Annotated in this window: 14 protein-coding genes and 1 pseudogene; all 15 read left to right on the top strand. The window is 60.3% G+C overall.

The window, feature by feature from the left end; all coding sequences use genetic code 11:
* Positions 1 to 37 precede the first annotated feature (37 nt).
* Positions 38 to 2,050: a glycosyl hydrolase gene (locus tag BMZ79_RS20410; RefSeq protein ID WP_090643088.1), complete on the top strand. Its 2,013-nt coding sequence runs from the start codon at positions 38 to 40 to the stop codon at positions 2,048 to 2,050.
* A gap of 96 nt (positions 2,051 to 2,146) precedes the next feature.
* Positions 2,147 to 2,689, top strand: coding sequence for a GNAT family N-acetyltransferase (locus tag BMZ79_RS20405; protein WP_177222238.1), 543 nt, complete (start codon positions 2,147 to 2,149; stop codon positions 2,687 to 2,689).
* A 41-nt stretch (positions 2,690 to 2,730) separates the two neighbouring features.
* Positions 2,731 to 4,023 (top strand): glycoside hydrolase family 5 protein, encoded by a 1,293-nt coding sequence (locus tag BMZ79_RS20400; protein WP_218154739.1) that lies wholly within the window; start codon positions 2,731 to 2,733, stop codon positions 4,021 to 4,023.
* A 75-nt stretch (positions 4,024 to 4,098) separates the two neighbouring features.
* Positions 4,099 to 4,659, top strand: a complete 561-nt coding sequence (locus tag BMZ79_RS20395; RefSeq protein WP_090643083.1) for a P-loop NTPase family protein — start codon at positions 4,099 to 4,101, stop codon at positions 4,657 to 4,659.
* Between the two features lie 236 nt (positions 4,660 to 4,895).
* The gene (locus BMZ79_RS20390) at positions 4,896 to 5,519 is read left to right on the top strand and encodes a TetR/AcrR family transcriptional regulator (protein WP_177222237.1); all 624 of its coding nucleotides are present in this window, start codon (positions 4,896 to 4,898) and stop codon (positions 5,517 to 5,519) included.
* A 69-nt stretch (positions 5,520 to 5,588) separates the two neighbouring features.
* A complete protein-coding gene (locus BMZ79_RS20385) occupies positions 5,589 to 7,097 on the top strand; it encodes a YhgE/Pip domain-containing protein (protein ID WP_090643078.1) in 1,509 nt (502 codons plus the stop codon).
* 41 nt (positions 7,098 to 7,138) lie between these two features.
* Positions 7,139 to 7,723: an NAD(P)H-dependent oxidoreductase gene (locus BMZ79_RS20380; RefSeq protein ID WP_090643076.1), complete on the top strand. Its 585-nt coding sequence runs from the start codon at positions 7,139 to 7,141 to the stop codon at positions 7,721 to 7,723.
* A gap of 349 nt (positions 7,724 to 8,072) precedes the next feature.
* Positions 8,073 to 8,807 (top strand): phytanoyl-CoA dioxygenase family protein, encoded by a 735-nt coding sequence (locus BMZ79_RS20375; RefSeq protein ID WP_090643073.1) that lies wholly within the window; start codon positions 8,073 to 8,075, stop codon positions 8,805 to 8,807.
* Between the two features lie 373 nt (positions 8,808 to 9,180).
* The gene (locus tag BMZ79_RS20370; protein ID WP_090643070.1) at positions 9,181 to 10,890 is read left to right on the top strand and encodes a hypothetical protein; all 1,710 of its coding nucleotides are present in this window, start codon (positions 9,181 to 9,183) and stop codon (positions 10,888 to 10,890) included.
* Between the two features lie 65 nt (positions 10,891 to 10,955).
* Positions 10,956 to 13,367 carry a family 78 glycoside hydrolase catalytic domain gene (locus tag BMZ79_RS20365; RefSeq protein ID WP_256252915.1) on the top strand — a complete coding sequence of 804 codons (2,412 nt, stop codon included), beginning with the start codon at positions 10,956 to 10,958 and terminating at the stop codon, positions 13,365 to 13,367.
* 178 nt (positions 13,368 to 13,545) lie between these two features.
* Positions 13,546 to 14,646 carry a GntR family transcriptional regulator gene (locus tag BMZ79_RS20360; protein ID WP_090643066.1) on the top strand — a complete coding sequence of 367 codons (1,101 nt, stop codon included), beginning with the start codon at positions 13,546 to 13,548 and terminating at the stop codon, positions 14,644 to 14,646.
* A gap of 338 nt (positions 14,647 to 14,984) precedes the next feature.
* Entirely contained in the window at positions 14,985 to 16,685 is a 1,701-nt protein-coding gene (locus BMZ79_RS20355; RefSeq protein ID WP_256252914.1) for an ABC transporter substrate-binding protein, read from the top strand.
* A gap of 151 nt (positions 16,686 to 16,836) precedes the next feature.
* A complete protein-coding gene (locus tag BMZ79_RS20350; RefSeq protein WP_090643061.1) occupies positions 16,837 to 18,753 on the top strand; it encodes an outer membrane protein assembly factor BamB family protein in 1,917 nt (638 codons plus the stop codon).
* Positions 18,754 to 18,766: 13 nt separating this feature from the next.
* Positions 18,767 to 19,669, top strand: coding sequence for a carbohydrate ABC transporter permease (locus tag BMZ79_RS20345; RefSeq protein ID WP_256252913.1), 903 nt, complete (start codon positions 18,767 to 18,769; stop codon positions 19,667 to 19,669).
* Between the two features lie 13 nt (positions 19,670 to 19,682).
* A pseudogene (locus tag BMZ79_RS35595) lies at positions 19,683 to 22,421 on the top strand (DUF5722 domain-containing protein); the annotation flags it as partial.
* Positions 22,422 to 23,422 lie beyond the last annotated feature (1,001 nt).

The following is a 23,422-nucleotide window of genomic DNA, read 5'->3' as shown; positions in this document are numbered from 1 at the left end:
GCGGCAAGAACAAACGAACCGACAAGGGGGGAGCGGCATGAATGTCGAATGGGCGTGGCGGATGAACGTCGAACCGAACCTGATTAACCCGCAAGCCGACGATTGCGCGAAGCGGCTGATGGCGTATCTGTGCGATACGTACGGCAAACGGATGCTGACCGGACAGCAGATCGGCGTCCGCGCAACGCCGGAGATGGACGTGATCTTCCGGGAGACGGGGCGCTATCCGGCCGTCGGCGGCTTCGATTTCATGAACGATTCGCCGTCCCGCGCGGAGCGCGGCGCCGTGGGTACCGATACGGCGCTTGCCTTGGCATGGTGGCGGGCAGGCGGAATCGTCACCTTCTGCTGGCATTGGAACGCGCCGAAGGATCTGGTCGATCAGCCGCCCGACAACGGCTGGCACCGCGGCTTCTATACCGCGGCCACGACGTTCGATCTGGCCCGGGCGATGGACGATCCGTCCTCGGAGGAATACGCCTTGCTGCTGCGCGATATCGACGCGATCGCCGGCTTGCTCGCGCGGCTCCGGGAAGCCGGCGTCCCCGTCCTGTGGCGGCCGCTCCACGAAGCGTCCGGCGGCTGGTTCTGGTGGGGCGCCAAGGGACCGGAGCCGTGCATCCGGCTCTGGAAGCTGATGTACGACCGGATGACGGGGCTGCACGGCCTGCACAATCTGATCTGGGTGTGGAACGGACAGCATAAGGACTGGTATCCGGGCGATGCGTACGTGGACATCATCGGCGAAGACGCGTATTCGCCCGCGCGGAATTATGAGCCGCACGTTGACCGCTTCCGGCAGGCGATGAGCTATACGGAGTCCGCGAAGCTCATCGCGCTCTCCGAGAACGGACCGCTTCCGGATCCCGACCTCATGATCGCAAGCGGCGCGCTCTGGCTGTGGAATTGCACGTGGTACGGCGATTTTCTGCATAAGCTGCAGGATGGCGAGACGGTCGTATCGGAGCGCTATACCGAAGCGGAGATGCTTAAGAAAGTCTATCGGCATCCCTTCACGGTGACGCGCGACGAGCTGCCCGATCTCCTCCGTTATCCCGAAGGCCGGACGAATCGCGAAGACAACGGCGTTCCGATTAGGAGGGCGTCCGATTCTAGCAGAGGAGTTGATGGAATCATGCGCATTAGCGCGCTGACGGCCGAACAAATCGAACAGTTCATCGACAAAGGCTATGTGCATATTAAAGGCGCCTTTCCGCGGGAAGCGGCTCTGGAGGCGCAGTCGTTCCTGTGGGGCAAGCTGGAAGAGAAGGCCGGCGTCTTGCGCGAGGACCCCTCGACGTGGCGGGAGCCGATGGTCAACATCCGCGAAAATTACCGCCACGCCGCGTTCGACGCCTGCAATACGGCGCTGTTCGCCGACGCGGTCGAGGACTTGACCGGCGCGGGCCGCACGATCCATCGCTTCGTCGCCGGCGAGACGGAAGGTGACAAGCTGCCGGGCTGGGGCTGGTGGCCGGTCAATTTCTTCGTCGGCAAGGGCGAGCCTTGGTTCGTGCCGACGAACGGCTGGCACTGGGACGGCATTCATTTCCGGCATTACGTCGATTCGCCGGAGCAAGGTCTGCTCTGCCTGTGCCTCTTCTCGGATATCGCGCCGCACGGCGGCGGCACGTTGGTCGTGGAAGGCTCGCATAAGACGGTCGCGCGTCACCTGACCCGGTATCCGGAAGGCGTCGAGCTGGGGGACGGCATTCGCGCCCTTCATGCCGAGCACCCGTATTTCGCCAAGCTGACGGGACGGGACGGCGAACCGATGAGCGCGGAGGAACGGAACGCTTTTTTCATGGAGCAGGCCTATATCGACGAAGACGGCACGCGGCTGCAGGTCGCGGAGACGACGGGAGAGGCCGGGGACGTCATTCTATGCCATCCGTTTCTCGTGCATGCCGCGTCGCCGAATCACAGCGGGAAGGTTCGATTCATGTGCAACCGGACGTCTCCGCTGAAGGAGCGGCTGTCGCTGCAGCGGGAAGGAGCGGGCGGCTACTCGCCGCTCGAGCGAAGCATCCGGGCATCCGTCTATCGTTAAGCTGCATCGGCTGCTCGCCCGCATGCCGCTCCCTGGACTTGCAGGTTTGTTAATCGTCGGCAATCGGATGGATGAATGAATACGGAGGGCTGCCCGGTGGGGATCGCGATCAGATTGATCGAGGAATCGGATTATAAGCAAGCTTATGCCTTTCAACGCGAGTATTTGGATCGCGAGACCTTTGAGGATTTTATGCGGCGGGTGAAGAGCGAACCTGACTTGTACTTCGTCACGGCGGATGGCCGCGAGGTAGTCGGCGTGTGCTACGGAAGTCCGTCCAAGAAAAACGAGTCGGTCATGAATGTGAACGGGATCGCGGTTAATCTGGATGTTACCAAGCCTTATGCCAGGGTCGGGCTGGGAACGAACATGCTGCATGTATTCGAAAAAGCCGCGAAGCAAAAGGGATATAAGACGATGGGCGTAGGCTCGGCGGATGATCCCAAAGTAGAAGCGTTTTATTTGAAAAACGGCTATCAACCAACGGAATTGGTCGTCATCGGAGCCAACCATGAGCACTTGGAGCGGGTCCGGGTGGCTGATTATGAAAATGGGAGGTTACGAAGAGAAGAACTAAGACGCAGCTACAATCCCAAAGAAGTGATCTTCATCTTGGCAAAAGCGCTGCAAGAAACGTAGCGCGAGCGGACCGGTCAGGTCGGCTGAGGGGGGCGTTGGCATTGAAATTACGGACGATTGCGCTCGCGGTCTCGCTGCTCGCGTTTGTTTCGGCAGCGGGGTGCAAGGGCAACGCGCAAACCCATCAAAACGAAGCATCCGACAAGACGGAGCCTGTCGCCGAGGCGAAGGCGGCGAACGAAGCGGAGAAGCGTCCGCCGTCTCCCGAGCCGGCCCCGGCTCCGGCTGCTTCGTCCCAGTCGGCGCCGGATCCGAAGCTGCCGAAGCGCGCCCCGCAGTCGGCGCCCCTTGACGTCTTTCAACAGGCGAAGCTGCTCGGGAGAGGCGTCAATCTCGGCAACGCGCTTGAGGCGCCGACGGAAGGGGAATGGGGAGTCGTTTTACAGGAAAGCTACTTCAAGACGATCAAGGATGCGGGCTTCGAAACGGTCCGCGTCCCGATCAAGTGGTCGGGGCATGCGGAGGCGAAGGCTCCTTACGCGATCGAGCCCGATTTTTTCGACCGCATCGATTGGGTCATCGGCCAGGCGCTGAAGCAGGGGCTGAACGTGGTGCTGGACATGCATAATTACGATGAGCTCTATCTGGATTCGGTTGAGCAGGAGCCTCGTTTCCTGGCGCTATGGAAGCAAATCTCGGCGCGGTACAAGGAGCTTCCCGGCAACGTGTATTTCGAGCTGCTCAACGAACCGAACGGTTCTCTGACGTGGTCCAAATGGAACCGGCTGCTGAAGAAGACGCTCGATTCGATTCGGAGCGAGGATCCGTGGCATACCGTCATTATCGGGTCCGTCAATTGGAGCAACTTCGCGGATCTCGCGTCGCTCGACATACCGGATAGCGAACGGAACGTCGTCGCGACGTTCCATTACTACGATCCTTTTCCCTTCACGCACCAGGGGGCGGAGTGGGCAGGGCCGGAGATCGGAACCGTCGGCGTCGCGTGGCCGGGTCCCCCGTCGCGGAAGGTGGAGCCGATCGCGGCCGCCAAGCTGGTGAAATGGGTGGACGATTGGTTCCGCGATTACAATGCGAATCCGGCGGAAACGAATCCGGCAAGTCCCCGCTCGATCGCGGAAGCCTTCGACAAGGCGGACAATTGGGCCAAGGAGCATCACCGTCCGATCTATCTCGGCGAATTCGGCGCGTACGGCAAAGCCGATATGCCTTCGCGGGCGCGCTGGACGACCGCCGTGCGCGAGGAAGCGGAGAAGCGCGGCTTCGGTTGGGCCTATTGGGAATTTTGCGCGGGCTTCGGCGTCTATGACCCCGCGGCTAATCAGTACCGGCAGGAATTGCTGGACGCGCTCGTTCCGCCAAACCAGGCCCATTGAAGGGGGACAGCGGGGAAAGGGCGGACGGGTAAGGGCAGAAGGGATGAACGAACGTTTCATTCGGAGGTGAATGCTATGCACGCGCAAGTTCCCGTATTAATTATCATCGGACCCGTGGGCATCGGAAAATCGAGTACCGCGGATGCGCTGTCGGAAGCGCTGGAATACGACCATGCGCTTCCGCATGCGGTGGTCGACCTTGATCATGTGAGGCGCGGATTCCCACCGCCCCAAGACGACCCTTTTAACAAGGAACTCGGCTTTAGCAATCTTGCTGCCGTCTGGAGCAATTATCGCTCGCATGGCGCCAAGTGCCTGATTATTCCCAGCGTCATGGAAAGCCAAGCGGATCTGAACGAGATCCGACGGTCGGTACCCGGAGCCGAGCTATTCTTAGTTCGACTGGTTGCGTCGCTTGAGGTCAACCATGCCCGGATTCGCGGCAGGGAGAAGACGTTCGAATCGTTGAATTGGCATCTCCGGCGCTCCGCCCAACTCGCCGCGGAACTCGCCGTCAAGAAGCTGGAGCACGTCGTCGTAGACGCGGAAAACAAGCCGCCGTCCGAAATAGCCCGAGAAATTATCCGCAGATGGGGCATCGTAGAATGGCACCGTTCAACGGAGGATGGATCATAACCTTATTTGAGGAACCGCGGCCGGCCGGCATCCGGCGATCGATGCCCGCAATCACGATAGTCCAGCCAGAAATATCGGGCTGGACTATTTTGTCGCGAAGGAGCGCGACACCCCGGTTCCCTTCCATATTTCGCATGATGCTCCGCGCCGCTCCTAAATTGACTTTCGAGTAAATATCGTTTACTATCTCGTTATACAATCGTTGAATGAAATCAAAGGACAGTGAGGCGAATGCAGTGACTAGGATTCCCAGAACGAGCAGAGACATGCAGGCGGCGGAGCGGAGAGGCCAGATTCTTCAAGGGGCCAAGGAGTTGTTCGCGGAGCACGGCTTTCACGGCACTTCGATGCGGATGATCAATAAGCACGTCGGCATTACCGACGGTTTGCTGTATCATTATTTTCCCGGCGGGAAGCAGGAGATCTTGGAAACCGTCTTCGTCGAAGCGCAGGAAGCGCGGATGGCCAGCATGGATAAGCTGCTTGCTTCGATCGAGCTGAACCAGCGGCTGGAAGACGCGCTCGCCCAGTTTCTGATCGGGTTGTACAGAACGCTGACGGAGGACCGTGCTTTCATCCGGATGATGTTCCGCGACGCGGAATCCATTCAATCGGAGCAGCGCAACTTCATGTCCGAGATGATCAAGCTGCGCCACCAGTCGCTCACCGAGGTACTGAAGAAGCGGGCGGAGGCAGGCGAAATCCATGAGATGGACTATGCGTTGGCCGCGCATCAATTGCTGGCGCTCGGCGTCGTCTGCGCGCTCCGCGAGGTTTCCTTCATTAACGTGGTTGACGTCGAAATCGAGAGCCATATCCGTAACATGGTCGCTTTCTCCGTGTCCCAATGGCGAAAGTGATTTCTTTTTTGCCCTTTTGTTAACCGAACGTAGAATGAATTAAGAATCAAGTGGAGGCTCGAACTTGTTATGATCCGTTTTTTTCGACAGAGGCATCCTTATCTTACCGTCTTCCTAGTCTTTCTCGTCGTGCTCGTCCTCGGTCTGGCCCAGCTCGGTTCAAGCGTTAACCCGGTACCGCGCGACTTGCCCGTACTGCTCGTGCAGGGCGATGCCGGGAGCATGACGCCCGCCGGCGACACGAATTTCGGCCGCGACCTATCGGAGCGCCTTCGGAATGCCGTGCCGCCGGGAGGAGAGGGACCGGCGCTGGTCTGGCGCGTCGTCGCTTCCGAGGAGGCGGCCGTCAAGGCGATGAACCGCGAAGAGGCCTATGCCGCGCTTGTCATTCCGGCGGACTTCTCGAAGAAGCTGTCGAGCCTGCTCTCGCCCGATCCGCGGTCCGCTTCCGCCGTCTTGTACGTGAACCAGGGCATGAATTATAACGGCGCGACGATGGCAAGCGGCATCGTGACCCAAATGCTCGGCGGCGCGAACGCGCAGCTTCGCGATCGCCTGCTGGCGAAATCCGGGCCGGGCGGCACGCTTACGCCCGCGCAGACGGACGCGCTCGCCGAGCCGATCCGGGTAACGAGCCGCAGCATCAACGCCATCGGCCCGAACAGCTCGAACGGCAGCGCGCCGGTCGTGCTGACCCAGCTCGTCTGGTTCGCCGCGATGGTCTCGACGATGATGCTGTTCGTGGCGGCGAACCGGGCGACCGCTAACGGGTTCCGCCTGCATCGCTTCGGCATCCGCGTCTCCCAAATCCTGATGGGCATCGCCGCTTCGGGCGCCGCCGCGCTCAGCATCCTCTGGATTGCCGGCCAATGGTTCGGCCTGCACATTCCGGACTATGCCGGCATCGGCTGGTATTTGTTTTTCGTCTGCTTCGTGTTCTTCCTGGTCCAGACGACCGTCGTCAGTTGGCTGGGCTTCGCGGGCATGCCGCTCTTCATCCTGCTCTTCTTCTTCGCCGCGCCGCTCCTGGCGCTGCCGCCGGAGCTGCTGCCGGCGTTCAGCCGGCGCTTCGTGTACGACTGGCTGCCGCTCCGGTTCGCGGCGGAAGGACTTCGCGATCTGTTTTATTTCAGAGGATTGAATTTAGACGGTCCGACGTGGACGCTGGCCGCGATCGGCGGCGTTGGCGTCGTCTTGATCCCGTTATCGGTGCTGAAGCGGCATCGGTCGGCCGATAACGAAATGGAGAATCAGCTCCCGGCCGCGGACGTACCCGGCGATTTTTCCCCCGTGGAAGCGAGCCGGCCGTTGGCGCAGCCGGCTTTCGCGGAGGCGGCGGCTCACGCGGACTTGCCGATCAAGGATAGCGAATTCCGCCATGCCATCCGGGAGTTTTTAACCCCGTCTCCGCAGGCGATAGCCGATGGGCATTTCTCGGACAACGAGTACCGGAAGGCGCTGCTGAAGCTGAAGGACGCCATGAACAAGGAGACGGACCGATACGAAGAAATGTCCCCCGATCAAGCCTACCGGCAAACGCTGAAGCAATTGACGGGACGCCTAAAGGAACCCGAGTAAGGAAGCTCGTAAGCATAACCATCCGGAGAGGAGATCAATCGATGAAAATCTACGTTGTTTATGATAGCGAAGCGGGGCATACGGAACAATTGGCCCGTTCCATTGCCAAAGGCGCCCAAAGCGTGCCCGGCGCCGAGGTGTTCATTAATCACGTTAATAAGGCGAACGTCAGAGAGCTTGCCCATATGGATGCGATTATTTGGGGCTGTCCCGGACATTTCGGCACGATCAGCTCGGGTTTGAAGGAATGGATCGATAAACTCGGGTATTTGTGGGCGAACGGGACGCTAGTGGATAAAATCGGCGCGGCATTTTGCACGACGGTCACCATTCACGGCGGTATCGAAGCGACCCTGCTGAACCTGATAACGCCCATGCTGCATCAAGGCATGATGGTTGTCGGCCTGCCGGCGAACATTCCGGAGAATGCGCTGTATGGCAGTTATTATGGGGTCGGAGTGACGTCTCCCGTCGAAGATGCCAACGATGAGCTGATTCAATCGCTATTCAAGAAGGGGCTCGGGCTAGGGGAAATTCTAGGCAAGCGCGTGGCCCAAACGGCGCTTACCGTTGCGGCAGGCAAACAAATGCATGCATTGCCGCAGCAGGATCATAAAGGATTTTAAGTCTGCACTCGTTTATTTATTAGGCGCACGCGCATCGATGCGCCCGTCTCGCCATGTAAGGACAACATGCGCAAGAAGCCGACCACCATGCGCAATGATGACATGGAACCGCCGGTCTCGGAACGATCGGTTTAAACGATCGGGATACGCGACAGCTCGAAGGTAGCCGGTCGGATGCGTGCCGATGGATGATCTACATCAAGCACTTCTTTCGAAACCCTCTTGTTCAGCGGACGAGAGGGTTTCTTTTGCCGTGAAAAATTCTTAGACACGCTTCTTGGTATTACGACAACCGGTTTTTGCTACTATTTGGGGTGAGAATCGAATTAAAATAACGGAGGCGGATGGCGTGAACGAAAAAGAAAAATACTTATTTGATTTACAAGGTTTTATTGTCATTAAAGATGTCTTGACTGCGGAGCAGCTGACGAAACTAAACAAGGCCATCGACGAGCAAGCGGACATAGCGCCCGAAGCGCGCAAAAGCTTCATGCTTTGGGAAGAACAAGCCTTCCGCGATCTGATTGACGATCCCAAAACGGAGCCTTATCTGACGGAAATTCTGGGCGAGGAATATCGTCTGGATCATGAATATTCGATTATCCATCGGAGGGGAGCGCCGCCGCTTGGTCTTCACGGAGGAGGCGTTCCGTATGACCCGGGTCAATACTATACCTTCCAAGACGGGAAAATGTACAGCGGATTGACGGTCGTTTCTTATGCCCTAACGGACATCGGCCCGGAGGACGGGGGGTTTTGTTGCATTCCCGGCAGCCATAAATCGAATTACAGAACACCGGCGGAATATAAGCATTATTCGGAAATCGGGCCGGTGGTCCATATTCCGCAACAAGCCGGAGACGCGCTCCTATTCTCGGAAGCGCTGACACATGGCACGTTTGCCTGGCAAGCCGCGCACGAACGGAGATCCTTGCTCTATAAATATGCGCCGGCGATGATAGCCTGGGCACCGTTCAACAGGTCTCCGGAGCTTCTCGACCTGCTGACGGAAAGGCAGAGAGTGATCGTTCAGCCGCCGTCTTCATTAGGTTACCGCTATTTTGGGCAGAGCAGGAAGAAGTAAGAGGACCATGCAGGCAACCCAAGCATGGCTGCTTGTCAGGCTGTCGAGAACGTCTCGACAGCCATTTCTTCGCCCATTTAGTTTAACGCGACGCCGCGTCAAATGAGCGCATAGCGAATTCGAGAGGGTCCAAAGAATACTTATTACATCAATGTATATTTTGTTCATGACCGATTAAGTCAAAGTATGTTATAGTACGGGCAGCAACCCTTGGCAGCGAAAGGAGATAACGAAGCATAGGCCGGGGAACGAACGGACCGATGAATTCAGGCCGATCCGCGCCAAGCAGGCCCGGGATGCGATGCAACCCGGCTGCTTCGAACGAAGCCGCTCGCGCGGCAGATCATGAAACCGATCGGGGAGGAACGGGAACATGCGGGACAACGGATTCAGAAGCGATCAATTGGGCGGCATTGACGGGCTGGGGAGAGAGCTGCCCGCGTATGCCGATGCAGGGCCGATTAGGGAGGGACGGTTCGTCGGGTTGTTTTACTTCCTGTGGCTTGGGCAGCACGGGACGTCGGGTCCGCATGACAACACGCGGATTCTGGCGGGGTGGCCGGAGGCGGCGAAGGACCCGGATCATCCCGCCTGGGGACCGGCGAAGTCGTTTCACTTTTGGGGCGAGCCGCTGTTCGGATACTACTTGAGCGACGATGCATACGTGCTGCGGAAGCACGTCCAGCTGCTGACGACGGCGGGGGTCGATTTTCTCGTCTTCGATACGACCAACAGGGCGACCTACAAGCAGGTGTACGACGTCCTCTTCGGCATGATGGATCACGTCCGCGCGCAGGGCTTCAGGGTTCCCCGAATAGTCTTCTATACCAATACGGAATCCGGCAAGACGGTAACGGAACTCTACGAGGACATCTACCGGCCGGGGCGTTACCCGGAGCTTTGGTTCCGCTGGAAGGGCAGGCCGCTTATCATCGGCGATCCCGGCGAATGCAGCGAGGAAATCCGCGGCTTCTTCACCTTCCGCCTCAACCAGTGGCCGAACGAGGAAGCCAAGGTTAACGGCTTCCCGTGGATCGAATTCCAGCGACCCCAGCGGGTTTTCTTCAATGACGCGGGGGAGAAGGAAATCATCAGCGTTTCGGTGGCGCAGCATCCGAGCGTGGCGATGAGCGACACGCCTTTCTACGGGTACGGGGACAACCGGGGCAGAGGTTACCGGGGGGAAACGGAAGGAAGCGATACGGTTATCGATTCGGACGAAGCGGTCATGCGCGGACTCAATATCGCCGAGCAATGGGAATTCGCGCTCCGCGAGGACCCGCGGATCGTCTTCGTTACCGGCTGGAACGAGTGGATCGCGATGCGCCTGCAGGGGCCGAAGGAGCGTCCCGTGCTGTTCGTCGATCAAGCGACGCTCGCATTCAGCCGCGACATCGAACCGATGCGAGGCGGGTACGGGGATCATTATTACATGCAGCTGGCCGGGTATATCCGCCGGTTCAAAGGCATGACCGCCCCCCCGGGGGGCTTCCGGCTGGAGCAAAGGATCCCGATCGGACCGGATTTCGGACCGTGGGCGGACTGCGGCCGGGAATACCGCGATTTCGAAGGGGATACGGAGCCCAGAAACCATCCCGGCTACGGCGAGCTCCATTACCGCGACGAGACGGGAAGAAACGACTTGACCCTCATGAAAGCGGCCCATACCGACGCGCATCTTTATTTCTACGTCCGCACCAAGGGACCGATCACCCCGCATACGGACCGGCATTGGATGCTGCTGCTGATTCGCGTCTGCGGCGCGGCCGATGAAGGCTGGGAGGGCTACCACTATATCGCGAACCGCCGCATAACGACCGAGGCGAAATCGTTGCTGGAGAGGAGCTCCGGCGGTTGGAATTGGCACGCGGTGACGGAAATCGGCTTTGCCGTCAGCGGAAACGAGCTGCAGCTCGAGATTCCGCGAGCCGCGCTGGGAATCGTTGACCCGGGCCGCGAGCTTCGCATCGGCTTCAAGTGGATCGATAACATGCAGCAGGAAGGCGATATACTGGATGCGCTGCAGCATGGCGATACGGCTCCGGAAGGCCGGCTGCACTTTATGTACAGCGCGTCAACCTAAGCGCATGAGAGACGCAATATATCCCATGGACAAGAAAGTATATTTTATTTATATTAAAGTATACAATGACAATCATTTCATACGTGGAGGCATGGGTGATGGAAGTGAAGCAATGGCGCGCGAAATGGATTTGGGCGGCGGGCACGGCCGGGGAAAACGACGTTTACGTCGAAGCACGCACCACCTTTCCGATCGAAATGAAGGTAATCGGCGCGAAGCTGCGCATATCGGCCAACCAAACCTATGAGCTTAGCCTGAACGGAACGAGGGTCGGCAGAGGGCCGGCACCCGCCGACCTGGCTTGGATGTCGTACGACGAGTATGACGTAGCCGCTTGCCTGCGCGAGGGCCGCGATAACGCGATCGCCATTCTGGCGCATAATTTCGGCACGGACCGGATTGTCACCGAACAGCTGCAAGGTCCGGGCGGACTCATTTGCCAGCTGGATCTCGCGTTGGAGGATGAAGCGGGCACGGCGCGCGAACGGACGGTCGCAACGGACGAGGGGTGGAAATGCCGCCGTTCGCCGCGCTGGGCAAAGGGGGCAAGCCGTCTTCATCTGTGGGGCGGCTACCGCGAAATCGTCGATCTGTCCAAGGAAGACGGCTGGGAACGGACGGACTACGGGGACGAATCGTGGCCGCGGGCCGTCGTCGCGGCCGAAGCCGAACAGCCGGGTACCCCCTGGCCGCGTCTTATCCCGAGCGAAATTCCCCACCTGCGGGAGACGCTCGTACGGCCTGTATCCGTCGTGTCGGCCGAAGGCTTCCTGGGGGCGGTGCGGTCGCCGGATGCCGTCCTAAGCGGAAGCGCGGGGGGCGGGGCGACGATCGACGCTTCCGTTCCGGGATCCTTTCCGCAGCTGACGTATGATTTCGGCAGGGAGATCGTCGGCTACCCCGAGCTGGAGGTCGAGGCGGAAGAAGGCGGCGTGCTCCAGCTCTTCTACGGGGAATCGCTCGAGGTTGCGCTGATGGATACGTTCCTCCTTCGCAAGGGAAGCAATACGCTGCGTCCGCATGGCCGGCGCGCGTTCCGATACTTGAAGGCGGCCGTTCTCGCGACGCCGGTTCCGATCCGATTGCGCAGCCTCCAGGTGGTCTTCGTGCATTATCCGTTTCGCGAAGGCGGCCGGTTCGTCTGCAGCGACGAAAGGCTGAACCGCATCTGGGAAACGGGCCGGTATACGACGCTCGCGAACAGTCAGCATCACTTCGAGGATTGCCCTTACCGCGAGCAATCGCTATGGGTGGCGGATTCGGTCGTCATGGCGAAGGTCGTGTATCAAACCTTCGGAGATGCGGCGCTCGCGCGTAAATCGCTGCTGCAGGCGGCGCGCATCCAGAACGAGGACGGCTCCATCGCGGGTACCGGGCCGCAGCGCAACCGGTTCCTGCTCCCGGACTTCTGCGCGCATTGGCTGTTCGGCGTATGGGACCATTACCGGCATACCGGGGACGACGGCTTTCTGCGGGAGGCTTGGCCGCATGCCGAGAAGCTCGCGGACTGGTTCGCCGCGCAGGAGGACGGGACGGGGCTGTTCGCGAACGCGAGCCGGGACGGCTGGTGGTGCTTCATCGATTGGACGGACGATATCGAGCGAAAGGATCGCGTAACCGCGCTTTCCTGCTTCTATTATAAATTTCTGAACGTGGCCGCTCTGATCGCCGAACAGCTGAACGAACCCGGGCGAGCGGGCGGCTTTCGTTCGAAGGCGGCGCGTCTGCGCGCCGCGGTCCGCGCGCAGCTGCGCGTTCCTGGGACGACGGTTTACGCGGATTGTCTGTCCGCGGACGGATTGTCGGCCAGCATGACCGCGCAGACCAATTTCGCCGCTGCCTGGTCGGGCATCATGGAGGAGCCGGAGACGATCCGGTTCGTGGAGGATTATTATTTGCAGGGGCGTCTGCCGCGCATCCGCGGCGCATTCTTCTATCACATCGTGCTGGAAACGCTGTTCCGCCACGGCTACGCGGAGGAAGCCTGCCGCCAAATCCGGGACTATTGGGGCGCCATGCTGGATCGAGGCGCAACGACATGGTGGGAGACGTTTGACCCTACGCTTCCGTTCCCGACCGTGCCAAGCCCTTACTTGGGCCATACGCCGACGTATCTCCACGATGCCATTCCCGTCAGCTTCTCGCACGGCTGGGGAGCGTCTCCGACCTATCTGCTCACGAAGGAGGTGCTTGGCGTCGACGCTTCGGCCGTCGGAACCGGCGCCGTCGTGCTGGATCCGGCGCCCGTCAGCGGCATCGATTGGGCGGAAGGAACGGTACCGACGCCGCACGGCGACATTCAAGCCTCGTGGAGGCGAGAAAGCGACGGCTCGATCCGGTTCCGGGCCCGGCTTCCGGCGTGTACGGCTTGGCAGACCCGGCAGCTGGCGGAAGTCGCCGCCGCCGAAGAAGCCGGAACCGTCATCGTGACGGGGATCGTCTCGAAGACCCGGAAGCAGGCGGCAGCGATGCCGTAACGATATTCATGGGGTACGCGAAGTGGATGCCTGGAGAAGTATCCGGCGCATGCACGGAACCCGTCGGTCGCCTGCTCCGCAATGCAACGGCAAAAAGCCGGCGGCAACCGCGTCGCCTTTGCTTGCGCTGTGTTTCCGATTAACGTATACTTAATCCGAAACAAGGGGGCGCATACGAATGACAACCGATAAGCCGGCCAAAGCGCCGATGTACCAATATATCATGGACGACATCAAGCGCAAGATCGAGACCGGCCGCCTGAAGCCGCATGACCAGCTGCCGCCCCAGATCGATCTGGCCAACCAATACGGCACGAGCGAGATTACGACGCGCCGCGCGCTCTCGGAGCTCGTGCTGGCCGGGTACGTTTACCGCATCAGGGGCAAAGGCAGCTTCGTCCAAGAGCATTCGGCGCCATCCGGCGCGCAGGCGATGCGCGAGATTTATTTCGTCCATCGCGACCATGACGCGACCAACTTCAACCATCCGTTCTTCACGGATATGTTTCAGGGGATCCGGGACGTATGCGCAAGAAACGGCATCGGCTTTCATGTATGGGACATGGGCGAAGACTATGCGCTGCCCGAAGACAAGCAAGCGGGCATCGTGCTGCTCGGAAACCCTTCCTTCGATTTGTCGCGCTTGGCCGCCTGGCAGACGGAAGGCCGGAAAATCGTGACCGTGCATTTCTACTACCCGCATCTCGGCATTCCGTACGTCATCGTGGACAATCTGACGGGGGGCTATCTGGCGACCCAGCATTTGATATCCCACGGACACCGGCGGATCGGCATTATATTGACGGGCGCCTCGATCCTCGAGCTGAACCAGGAATTCTCGCTCCGGCTGCAAGGCTACAAGCTGGCGCTGTCGCAGCATCAGATTCCGTTCGATCCCGAGCTCGTCTCCGTCGTCAGCGGCGAAGTGGAGAGCACGAGCATGGGAAGAACGGGGTTCAAACAATTGATGGCGCTGCCGAATCCGCCGACGGCCGTCTTCGCGACGAGCGACTACAAGGCGATGGGGGCGCTGAACGGCGCAAGGGAGCTCGGCCTCATCGTGCCGGAGGACGTCAGCGTGATGGGCTACGACGACGTGCTGATCAGCGCGTTGACGAATCCCGGGCTGTCGACCGTCAACCAGAACACGAGGAAGCTGGGGGAGCGTTCCGCGGAAATCCTGTTGTTCGAGCTGAAGGATGCGGAGGTCAGGTCCGTCAAAGACGAAATCGTGCCGGCGCTGGTCATCAGGGGCAGTACGGGACCCGTCATGGAGTAAGGCCAAACGAAGCATCGGCGATTAAGAAAGCCGGCATCGATCGAGACGATCGGTGCCGGCTTGTTTGTGTGGTGTAAACGATCCATGCAAAAGTATACAATGTTATCCGTTCTTCCAGGCGAGTATAGACTTCAGGTTGATGGTTGATCAAACTAAAAAAGCGTTGCATTTGCCCATCACCCTCTGTATACTGTGACTTATAAAGTATACTTACTTTTGTATATTATACTTTGCTTGGGGGAATGGCGGAGCGGTTGGCGTGACAGCCGCTAGGTTGCGCGCGTACGGCATTCTGCCGGAGGGTTGATCGAAACTAAGACGAATGGGGAGCGATTCAGGTGAAGAAAAGGAAAGTCATTGCCGCGTTCGCTAGCGGCATTATGCTGATGTCCGTCATGGCGGCCTGCAGCAAGAACGACACTTCCGGCACGGATGCGGCGAACGACCCGAACGACTCGAAAACGCCGGCCAACGCGGATACTTCCGCGAACACGCCCGCGAATTCGGCTGCGAACGAGCAGGAACCGGCTGCTCCGGCTCGGACGGGCACGATCAACATCTCGCTGCCGAACGCGTCGGCTTCCGTCTGGAACGCAGTTGCAAGCGGTTACATGGCAAAGAATCCCGGCGTCAAAGTCAAGGTCGACAACAAACCCTCGGACGGCTATAAGGAATGGCTGACGGCCCAGCTCGCGGCCGGCAAACCCGACGTCGATCTCGTCGTCAACAATGAAGTCGCGGGCTTGATGTCGAGCGGCGCATTCATGGACTTATATCCTTATTTCGATAAGGAGAATCCGTATACCGGGAAAGCATGGAAGGACAGTCTGGACCTGGAGACGATGGGCATCAACATCGACGGCGTCGGTCCGGACGACCATCTCTACAACCTGAATTTCGAATCCGTTCAAATCGTCTGGGTCTACAACAAAGAAATCTTCCAGAAGGTCGGCATCGCGAATCCGCCGAAGACGTTCGACGAGCTGATGGCGGATTTCGAGAAGCTGAAGGCCGCCGGATACACGCCGCTCGCGTTGGGCGGCGACTCCAATTCGATGTGGAGCGGCCAAGCCGGCTGGCTGGTGCGGATCTACGCCGACCAATACCTGCGCGATTACATCACGATCTCGCATTCGCAGGAGCAGGACTATACGTACCTGCCGGCTATCGACGACAGCTGGAAGTTCGACGCGGCGGATGCGTTCAACGATGCCAACAGCAAAGTCACGAAGAACGACCTGCGCGCATGGAAAGCCATCAAGGATAAAGCCGGTCCGTATAAAATCGCCGGCAATCCCAAGTGGGAAGCGTACGCGGACAATCTGAAGCGCTTGTTCCAGTACGTTCCGGACGGGTTCTTCGGTCTGAAAGAGGATCAGGCGTACAATCTGTTCCTGACCGGCAAGGCGGCGACGATGGTGGGCACGCCGGCGTCCTACTGGCAGCTGCCGAAGGACTTCCAGGACGAATCGAAGACCGGGGCCAAAGGCGCGGTCAAGCCGTTCGACTACGGATTCTTCAACATGCCGACGATGGAGGGGCAGGAGGTCATGGCGCCCGTCCGGACGATTCAGATCCCGATCGGCTTCTACGGCTTCGTCAACAAGGATGCCGAGCAGAACGCGCTCGATGCCGACTTTATGATGTACGTGACCAGCCCCGAAGGCTACAACGTCTACTTGAAAGCCATTCAGGACAGTACCGACGCGGCGCTGTCGGGTGCGCCGGCGCTCAAGGATATCACGCTGCCGGACGAAATGGGCAAGGCGTTCGCCGACTTCAAGCCGATCGGGAATACCGAGGGCTTCTCGAGTCCCGGCAACAATCTCGCCCGCGGCCTGTGGGACTATCAGCCGTCCGTTCAGGAATGGGTCGGCACGGTGCAGAAGTTCTTCGGCGGCCAACTGACGACGAAGCAGTATCTGGAGCAGCTGCAAGCCAACGTCGACAAGAACTTCAATGCGGTGCTGAAGGAGCGGAATCTGGAGCCGTCCGATTTGGAGAATCCGGAGCGCAAGCCGCCCGAACGCAAAAAATAAAACCGAGCGTACGGCATGATCACGATCTGCACGGGCCTTTCGCCGTGCAGATCGCATTTTGTTCAACCACCGGGAACGAAGGAAACCCGCATCGCGCGGCGCGCCGGGTAAGGCGAATGCCGTTTCTTTGCGCCCCGACGAGGAGGCAGACATGAGAAGAACCTTGTTTACGCTGTTCGCGCTGCTGCTAGGGGCCGGACTGCTTCCGCAGACCGTCTTCGGCGCCGATAACTGGACGATCGAGGGCGCCGGCAGCATCACCTCCATCTCCGTCGCGGAGGACGGCAGCCGCTTGGCGGTCGGCAGCCACGGGGCGAAGGCTTACGTATACGGAGCGGACGGGGAGGAACGGTATCAGGCGCAGGCGAACAACGTCGTGACCGGCGTCGAGCTGCTGGCAGGCGGCGAGCTGCTCGTCGCGTCGGACGACCGGCACCTGTACGCCTATGACGGCCAAGGCAAACCGCTCTGGACTACCAATCTGAAGAAGCAAGTCACGGCGATGTCCGCTTCCCGGGACGGCTCGGTCATCGCCGTGATCCTGCAGCGTTCGAACGAGATCGCCTTCATTGACGGCGCCACGGGCGAGGTGAAGGGAACCGCGCCGATCGGCACGACGATGCGGGGACTCAACGTATCCGCGAACGGGCAATGGATCGTCGCCGCGACGACCGACCAGTACGTCTATCTGCTCGACGGGCAGGGCAAACAGCTGCGCAAGATGGGGGCCGCCGACCAGATCGGCGCGGTAGCCGTCTCCGACGAAGGCGCCGTGGCCGCCGGAACGGCCTCGAACGAAATTGAGCTGTTCGACGCCGGCGGCAAGGGGCGACAGTCGCTGCTGACCCGCGACGACGTCACGGACGTCTCGTTTTCCCGGGACGGCAAGGTGATCGGCGCCTCGGACTTGTCGGGGGGGTTCTACCTGTTCGGCGAGAACGGCAAGAAGCTGTGGGAGACGAAGGTCGATGCCCCCGGGCGCAACGTCGAGCTGGACCGTGACGGCAAGACGCTCTACGCCGGCACGGAAGACGGCCGGATGTTCACGTACGATACGGGCCAAGCCATCGGGCAGGCGAAGTCCGACGCCCGGCTGCGAACGGGGATTCTGATCGCCGTGCCGGCGCTGGTGCTGGCGCTTATGCTGCTTGGGCTGCGCATGCTGCATAAGCGGAGGCGCCTCGGCGTGTTCCGGCAGATATGGAAGGCGAAGCTGATCTATCTCGGACTTGCGCCGACCTTCGTGCTGCTCATCGCGTTCCTTTACGTGCCCGCGTTCTCGGGCCTGTTCCATTCGCTGTACGATTGGCAGCCCGGCGGAAGGACGATCTTCGTCGGCTTGGATAATTTCAAGCGGATGTTCCATGACGCGTATGTGACCAAAGGGCTCGGGAACCTGCTCATCCTCATCGTGACGGGGTTGGTCAAATCGATTCTGCCGCCGCTCATTACCGCGGAGCTGATCTATCATCTTCGGAGCAAGCGGCTGCAGTACGCGTTCCGGACATCGTTTACGGCGTCGATGATCATTCCGGGCGTGGCGCTGCTGCTCATCTGGCAGAACCTGTACGATCCGAACGTCGGACTCATCAATAATTTCCTGCAGCTGATCGGACTCGGCGGCTGGGCCCACGGGTGGCTCGGCGATCCCAAGTCGGCGCTCTGGGCCGTGATCTTCATCGGCTTCCCGTTCGTCGGGATTCTCCAGCTGCTTGTCCTGTACGCCGGCCTGCTGTCGATTCCGGGCGAGCTGATCGAATCGGCGAAGATGGACGGCGCCAGCCTGGCGCGGATCATCCGTTCCATCCATCTGCCGCTTCTGGCGGGACAGTTCAAATTCCTGATCATTCTGACCTTGATCGGCACGGTGCAGGACTTCAACGGCATTCTGATCGTGACCGGCGGCGGGCCGATGGATTCCACGTACGTGCCCGCGCTGCAAATGTACTACGCCGCCACGAAATTCAACGATCTCGGGTATGCGTCGGCGCTCGGGGTCGGCATGTTCCTGGTCATTCTGGTCATCACGGTCATTAATCTGAAAGTCATCAAAACGGCGAACGAATGAGGAGGACCGGACTATGACAACCCCTGCCAACGGCGACGGATCCGCGATGCCCGCGACCGGCGCGAAGCCGGCGGCGAGCAAGCGGCGTCACGGAAAGATGAAGACGGTGAATCAGACCGTCATTATTTTGCTGCTGGCGCTGCTCGTGCTGCTCACCCTCGTCCCGATCCTGTTCATGGTGTTCAGCTCGCTGAAAAGCAACGCGCAGATCTTGAGCAGCTTCTGGTCCATGCCCGACCCCATCCGCTGGGGGAATTACGGCGAGGCGTTCGCGAGCATCTGGCGGTATATCCTCAACACGCTCGGCTATGCGATCGTCGCAAGCGCGATCGTCATCCTGCTCTCTTCCTTGGCCGGCTACCTGTTCGCCAAGAAGACGTTTCCGGGCAAAGAATTCCTGTTCGTCATGATGCTCGCGATGCTGATGATCCCGGGCGTGCTGACGCTGATTCCTTCCTACGTGCTGTACGAAAACCTCGGACTCACCAATACCCCGTGGGTGATTATCGTCGCCAGCGCGGCAGGCGGCCAAATCTTCGGCACGTTCTTGTGCCGCAGCTACATGGCGGGCCTGCCCGGCGAATTGTTCGAGGCGGCGCGGATGGACGGGGCGTCGGAAGCGCGGGTCTTCTTCGGCATCGTCATTCCGTTGTCGCTGCCGATTCTCGCGACGCTGTTCATCATGCATTTCATGGGCGTGTACAACGATTACATTTGGCCGCTTCTCACGATTCAGGACAGCAAGCTGCAGGTCATCGCGGTGGGGCTGACGATCTTTAAGAAGCAGTTCGGCATCTCGGACATGGGCATCCAGTTTTCCGCGTATGCCATTTCGGCGGTGCCGCTCGTGCTGATCTTCACGTTCGGGATGAAGTATTACATCCAAGGCATGACCCAGGGCGCATTGAAGATGTAAGCGGAATTCGGCAATGAAGCTTTTCGGTTCGAATGCGTTCCGCCGGCCTGCAGACCGTTCATTCGCGCTGGCCGGCGAACGCGTAAGGAAAAGGTATTCCATAAGGAGGAAACCCGTTATGAAGACCAGAAGGAGAAGCGTCGTTTTTGCCATTGTAACCGCATTCATCCTGCAGCTGCTCGCGCCTGCCGGCGCATTCGCGGGCGCCTACGATCCCGCGCTCGTCCCGAAGGACGCGTATGCCGGCAATGCGATCTATCCGGACCGCGTGATCAACGACTTCAACGCGGCGGATCAAGCGGCCGGCTGGACCGCCGGCACGAACGTCGACTCGGTAGGCGTCGTAAGTTCGCTGCTCAATTCCCCGGGATCGCCGTTCGAAGGCGCGGGCGCGCTCGAGGTCATGCCGAAACAGGTCAGGGCTTACGAGTGGCGGACGATTTCGCGGACGTTCGCGCAGCCGCTCGATCTCTCCGGCGACAATTTCATCGCGCTCGCGGCGAATATCTGGGGGTGGAAGCAGGACGATTTCTTCTTGAAAATGACGCTCACGAGCGGCTCCGATACGTTCGAAGCGGTGTCCGGCCTCGGGGCGAACAAGTGGAACGTCATCTATTTCGATATCCATAATTGGACGCATCGGAACGCGATCGACCGGATCGAGTTCTCGTATATGAAAAACTACGACCTGGACGGCATGTCGCCGGGCGACCCGGGCTACGCGTACTGGGACGGCAGGCTTCAGCTCGACCGGCTGAGCGCCGCGAAGATCGCGGGGCTGGACTTCGAGGTTCCGGGCGTCACGGAAGGCTTCGCGGCAGCCGGCGGCACCGCGGACGTTTCGGTCTCGCCGGCGAACGGCTCGCTGCAATACGTCATCACGGACCCGGCGAACACCTACCTGGAATCGCCGGGGCTTGGGCTGGACGCGTCCAAGCGCAACGTCGTCAACCTGCGCATGAAGAACGATACCGGCTCCGCCAAGCTGAAGATCTCCTGGATCACCGATCGGGACCCTAGCTGGGACGAGGCCAAGTCGATGTCGTTCGACCTGTCCGATTCGGCCGCGTTCGCGGATTACGAATTCGTCCTGTCCGGCGCCGCCTGGAAGGACACGATCGACCGGATCCGGATTTCGCCCGTCGCGGCGGCCGCCGGCACGATGCTGGATCTGGACCGGATCGATTTCTCGCTGCGGAACGTAGACGCTTATGCCTACCAAGGCAGCATCGACCATGCCGCCATCGACGAGGGCGGTACGGCGATTACGATCGGCGGCAGCGTGAACGCCGATTATCTGAGCGCCAATCCGGGCGCGGAAGCGCAAGCGTTCGAACTGCCCGTCTACGCGGACGAGAAGACGGCGGACTATGCGGCCATGACGCCGCTCGCGGCAAGCGCGGCTTCCGGGACGGTCGGCCTGAGTTTCGCCGCCCTCGATAACGGACGAACCCGCGCGTATTCCAAGTTCGCCGTCGTCCTGAAGAACGCCAGCGGCGCTTATGCGCTGCTCGATAAAGCCAAATACGCGACGAACCCGGAAATCCTCGCGCCCAACAAGGATCCGTACACGCCGACCAGGAGCATCAAAGGCTTGCAGGTGCAGCTGCCCGCGGATGCCGAGCGGCTGGGCGTTCAGCACGGCGCCATCAACATCGCGTACGATCAACTGCTGACGGTGAGCGACCATGGCGCGAACTCCATTCCGTATGCGTTTAACGGCAGCACCTATTATTTCCGCAAATCGTCCGTCACGGATTTGGACAATCAAATCTCGTCCATGACGAACAACGGCATGGCGGTCACGGCCATTCTCATTCTCTACCGCACGGGCATGGCCGACCCGGATTCGCCCAACAAGGATCTGGTTCACCCGGACAGCACGCCGGACGGCACGGTGTTCGCGCCGAACCTGACGAACGAGACCGGCGTCAATTATTACGAGGCCATCACGAGCTTCATCGCCGAACGCTACTCCAGGGCGGACAAGAAATACGGCCGGGTGATGGGCTTCATCGTCGGCAACGAAGTAGGCCAGAACAAAGTGTGGAACAACATGGGGCCCAAGCTGCTGGACGACTACGTCGACCAATACGAGCGGACGCTGCGCGCCACCTACAACATCGTCAAGAGCAAGATGGAGAACGCCCGGGTGTACATCTCGCTCGACCATTTCTGGAATGCCGGCAACTCCCCGGAATCGCAATGGGTCTACGACAACAAGGCGGTCGTCGACAAGCTGAACAAGCGGGCCCAAGAGGGCGGCAACTACGATTGGAACATCGCCTTCCATCCGTACCCGGAGGATCTGTTCGATCCGCGGACGTGGAACGATGTCTCGGCTACGGACAGCTTCGATACGTACCGCATCACCTTCAAGAATTTGCAGGTGCTGACGAACTACCTGCAGCAGGCGGGCTTGAAATATAACGGCGAGCAGCGCCATGTCATTCTCTCCGAGCAGGGCTTCCACAGCGGCGGCAATACGCAGGCGGAGCAGGATGTGCAGGCCGCGGCCTACGCGTACGCGTACTATAAGGTGAAGTCGCTGCCCGGCATCGATGCGTTCATCCTGCACCGGCACGTGGACCATGCGGCGGAAGGCGGGCTGAACCTGGGGCTCTGGACCAACATGCCGGGCCAAACGAACGAAGCCGATACGCAGAAGGTCATTTATGACGTCTTCAAGAGGATCGATACCGTGGATTCGCTCGCCGTCACGGCGTTCGCAAAGGGCATTATCGGCGTGAACGACTGGACGAAGGCGATTCCGGAATTCGATCCCGCCAACCTGGAGGAGCGGCCGGCGCAGGTATCGGCGCCGATGGGCACGCCTTCGGCAGCGTCGGGGGAAGTGCCGATCAGCAGCTTCGACGCCGATCTGGACGGCTGGTTCGCGACGGACAACGTTTCCGGCGTCGATCTGGACACGGCCGATCACGCGGCCGGAGCGGGCAGCTTGAAAGCAAGCGTCACGGGCTCGCGGCTGCAGGATTACAAAGGTGTGACCCGCGTATTCGATACGCCGCGGGATCTGTCCGCGACGCCGGTCGTCCAGGCCGCGGTCAAAGCCGTCGGCATCGGCGCGGGGGAGAAGGCCCGCTTCATGATCCGCGTCTATAGCGGCGATCGCGTCATCGAAGGCTCGGTCGCGGCGGCGGCCGAAGCCTGGAACGAGGTCGCGATCGACCTGACGGGCTGGGCGGGCCTTGGCAGCGTGGACCGCATCAAAGTGTGGGCGCAGCCGGAGAAGCCGGTCGCCTGGTCGTCGGGCGCGCTGCAGGTGGATGAGGTAACGGCCGCCGCGTCGGCCGCGGTCAAGCAGATGCTGGTCGCGCTCGATGCGCCGGGCAAGCCGGCCGCCGGAGATACGCTGACCGTTCATATCCGCAACTCGGGGAACGGAAGCTTCGCGGGCAATGTCGGCCTTGCCGGGTTGAACGGCATCCGCGTGGATAAGAGCAGCGTTCCGGTGACGATTCCGGCCGGCGGCAAAGCGGCGGTCGAGACGAAGATCGATTCGATCGTGCCCGTCGATTATCAAAGCGGCGCGCTGCAGGTAACCGTGGACGGCGGCACGTACGTCTTCACGCTGACGGAAGCCGGCTATCCGGACTATACGGCGGATGCGGGCGAGCTCGCATTCGGCGATTTCGAGTCCGGCCGCACGGACGGCTGGATCGCGGGCGGCAAGACGGCCGCGGTGGCGTCCGTGACGAAAGACGCGCAGAACAACGCGCCTTCGGCCGCGCA

It is taken from the genome of Paenibacillus sp. UNC496MF (genome assembly GCF_900113915.1).
GTDB lineage: Bacteria > Bacillota > Bacilli > Paenibacillales > Paenibacillaceae > Paenibacillus_Z > Paenibacillus_Z artemisiicola.
The sequence above is the reverse complement of the archived record's forward strand: the minus strand, read 5'-3'. Positions and strand labels throughout refer to the sequence as shown.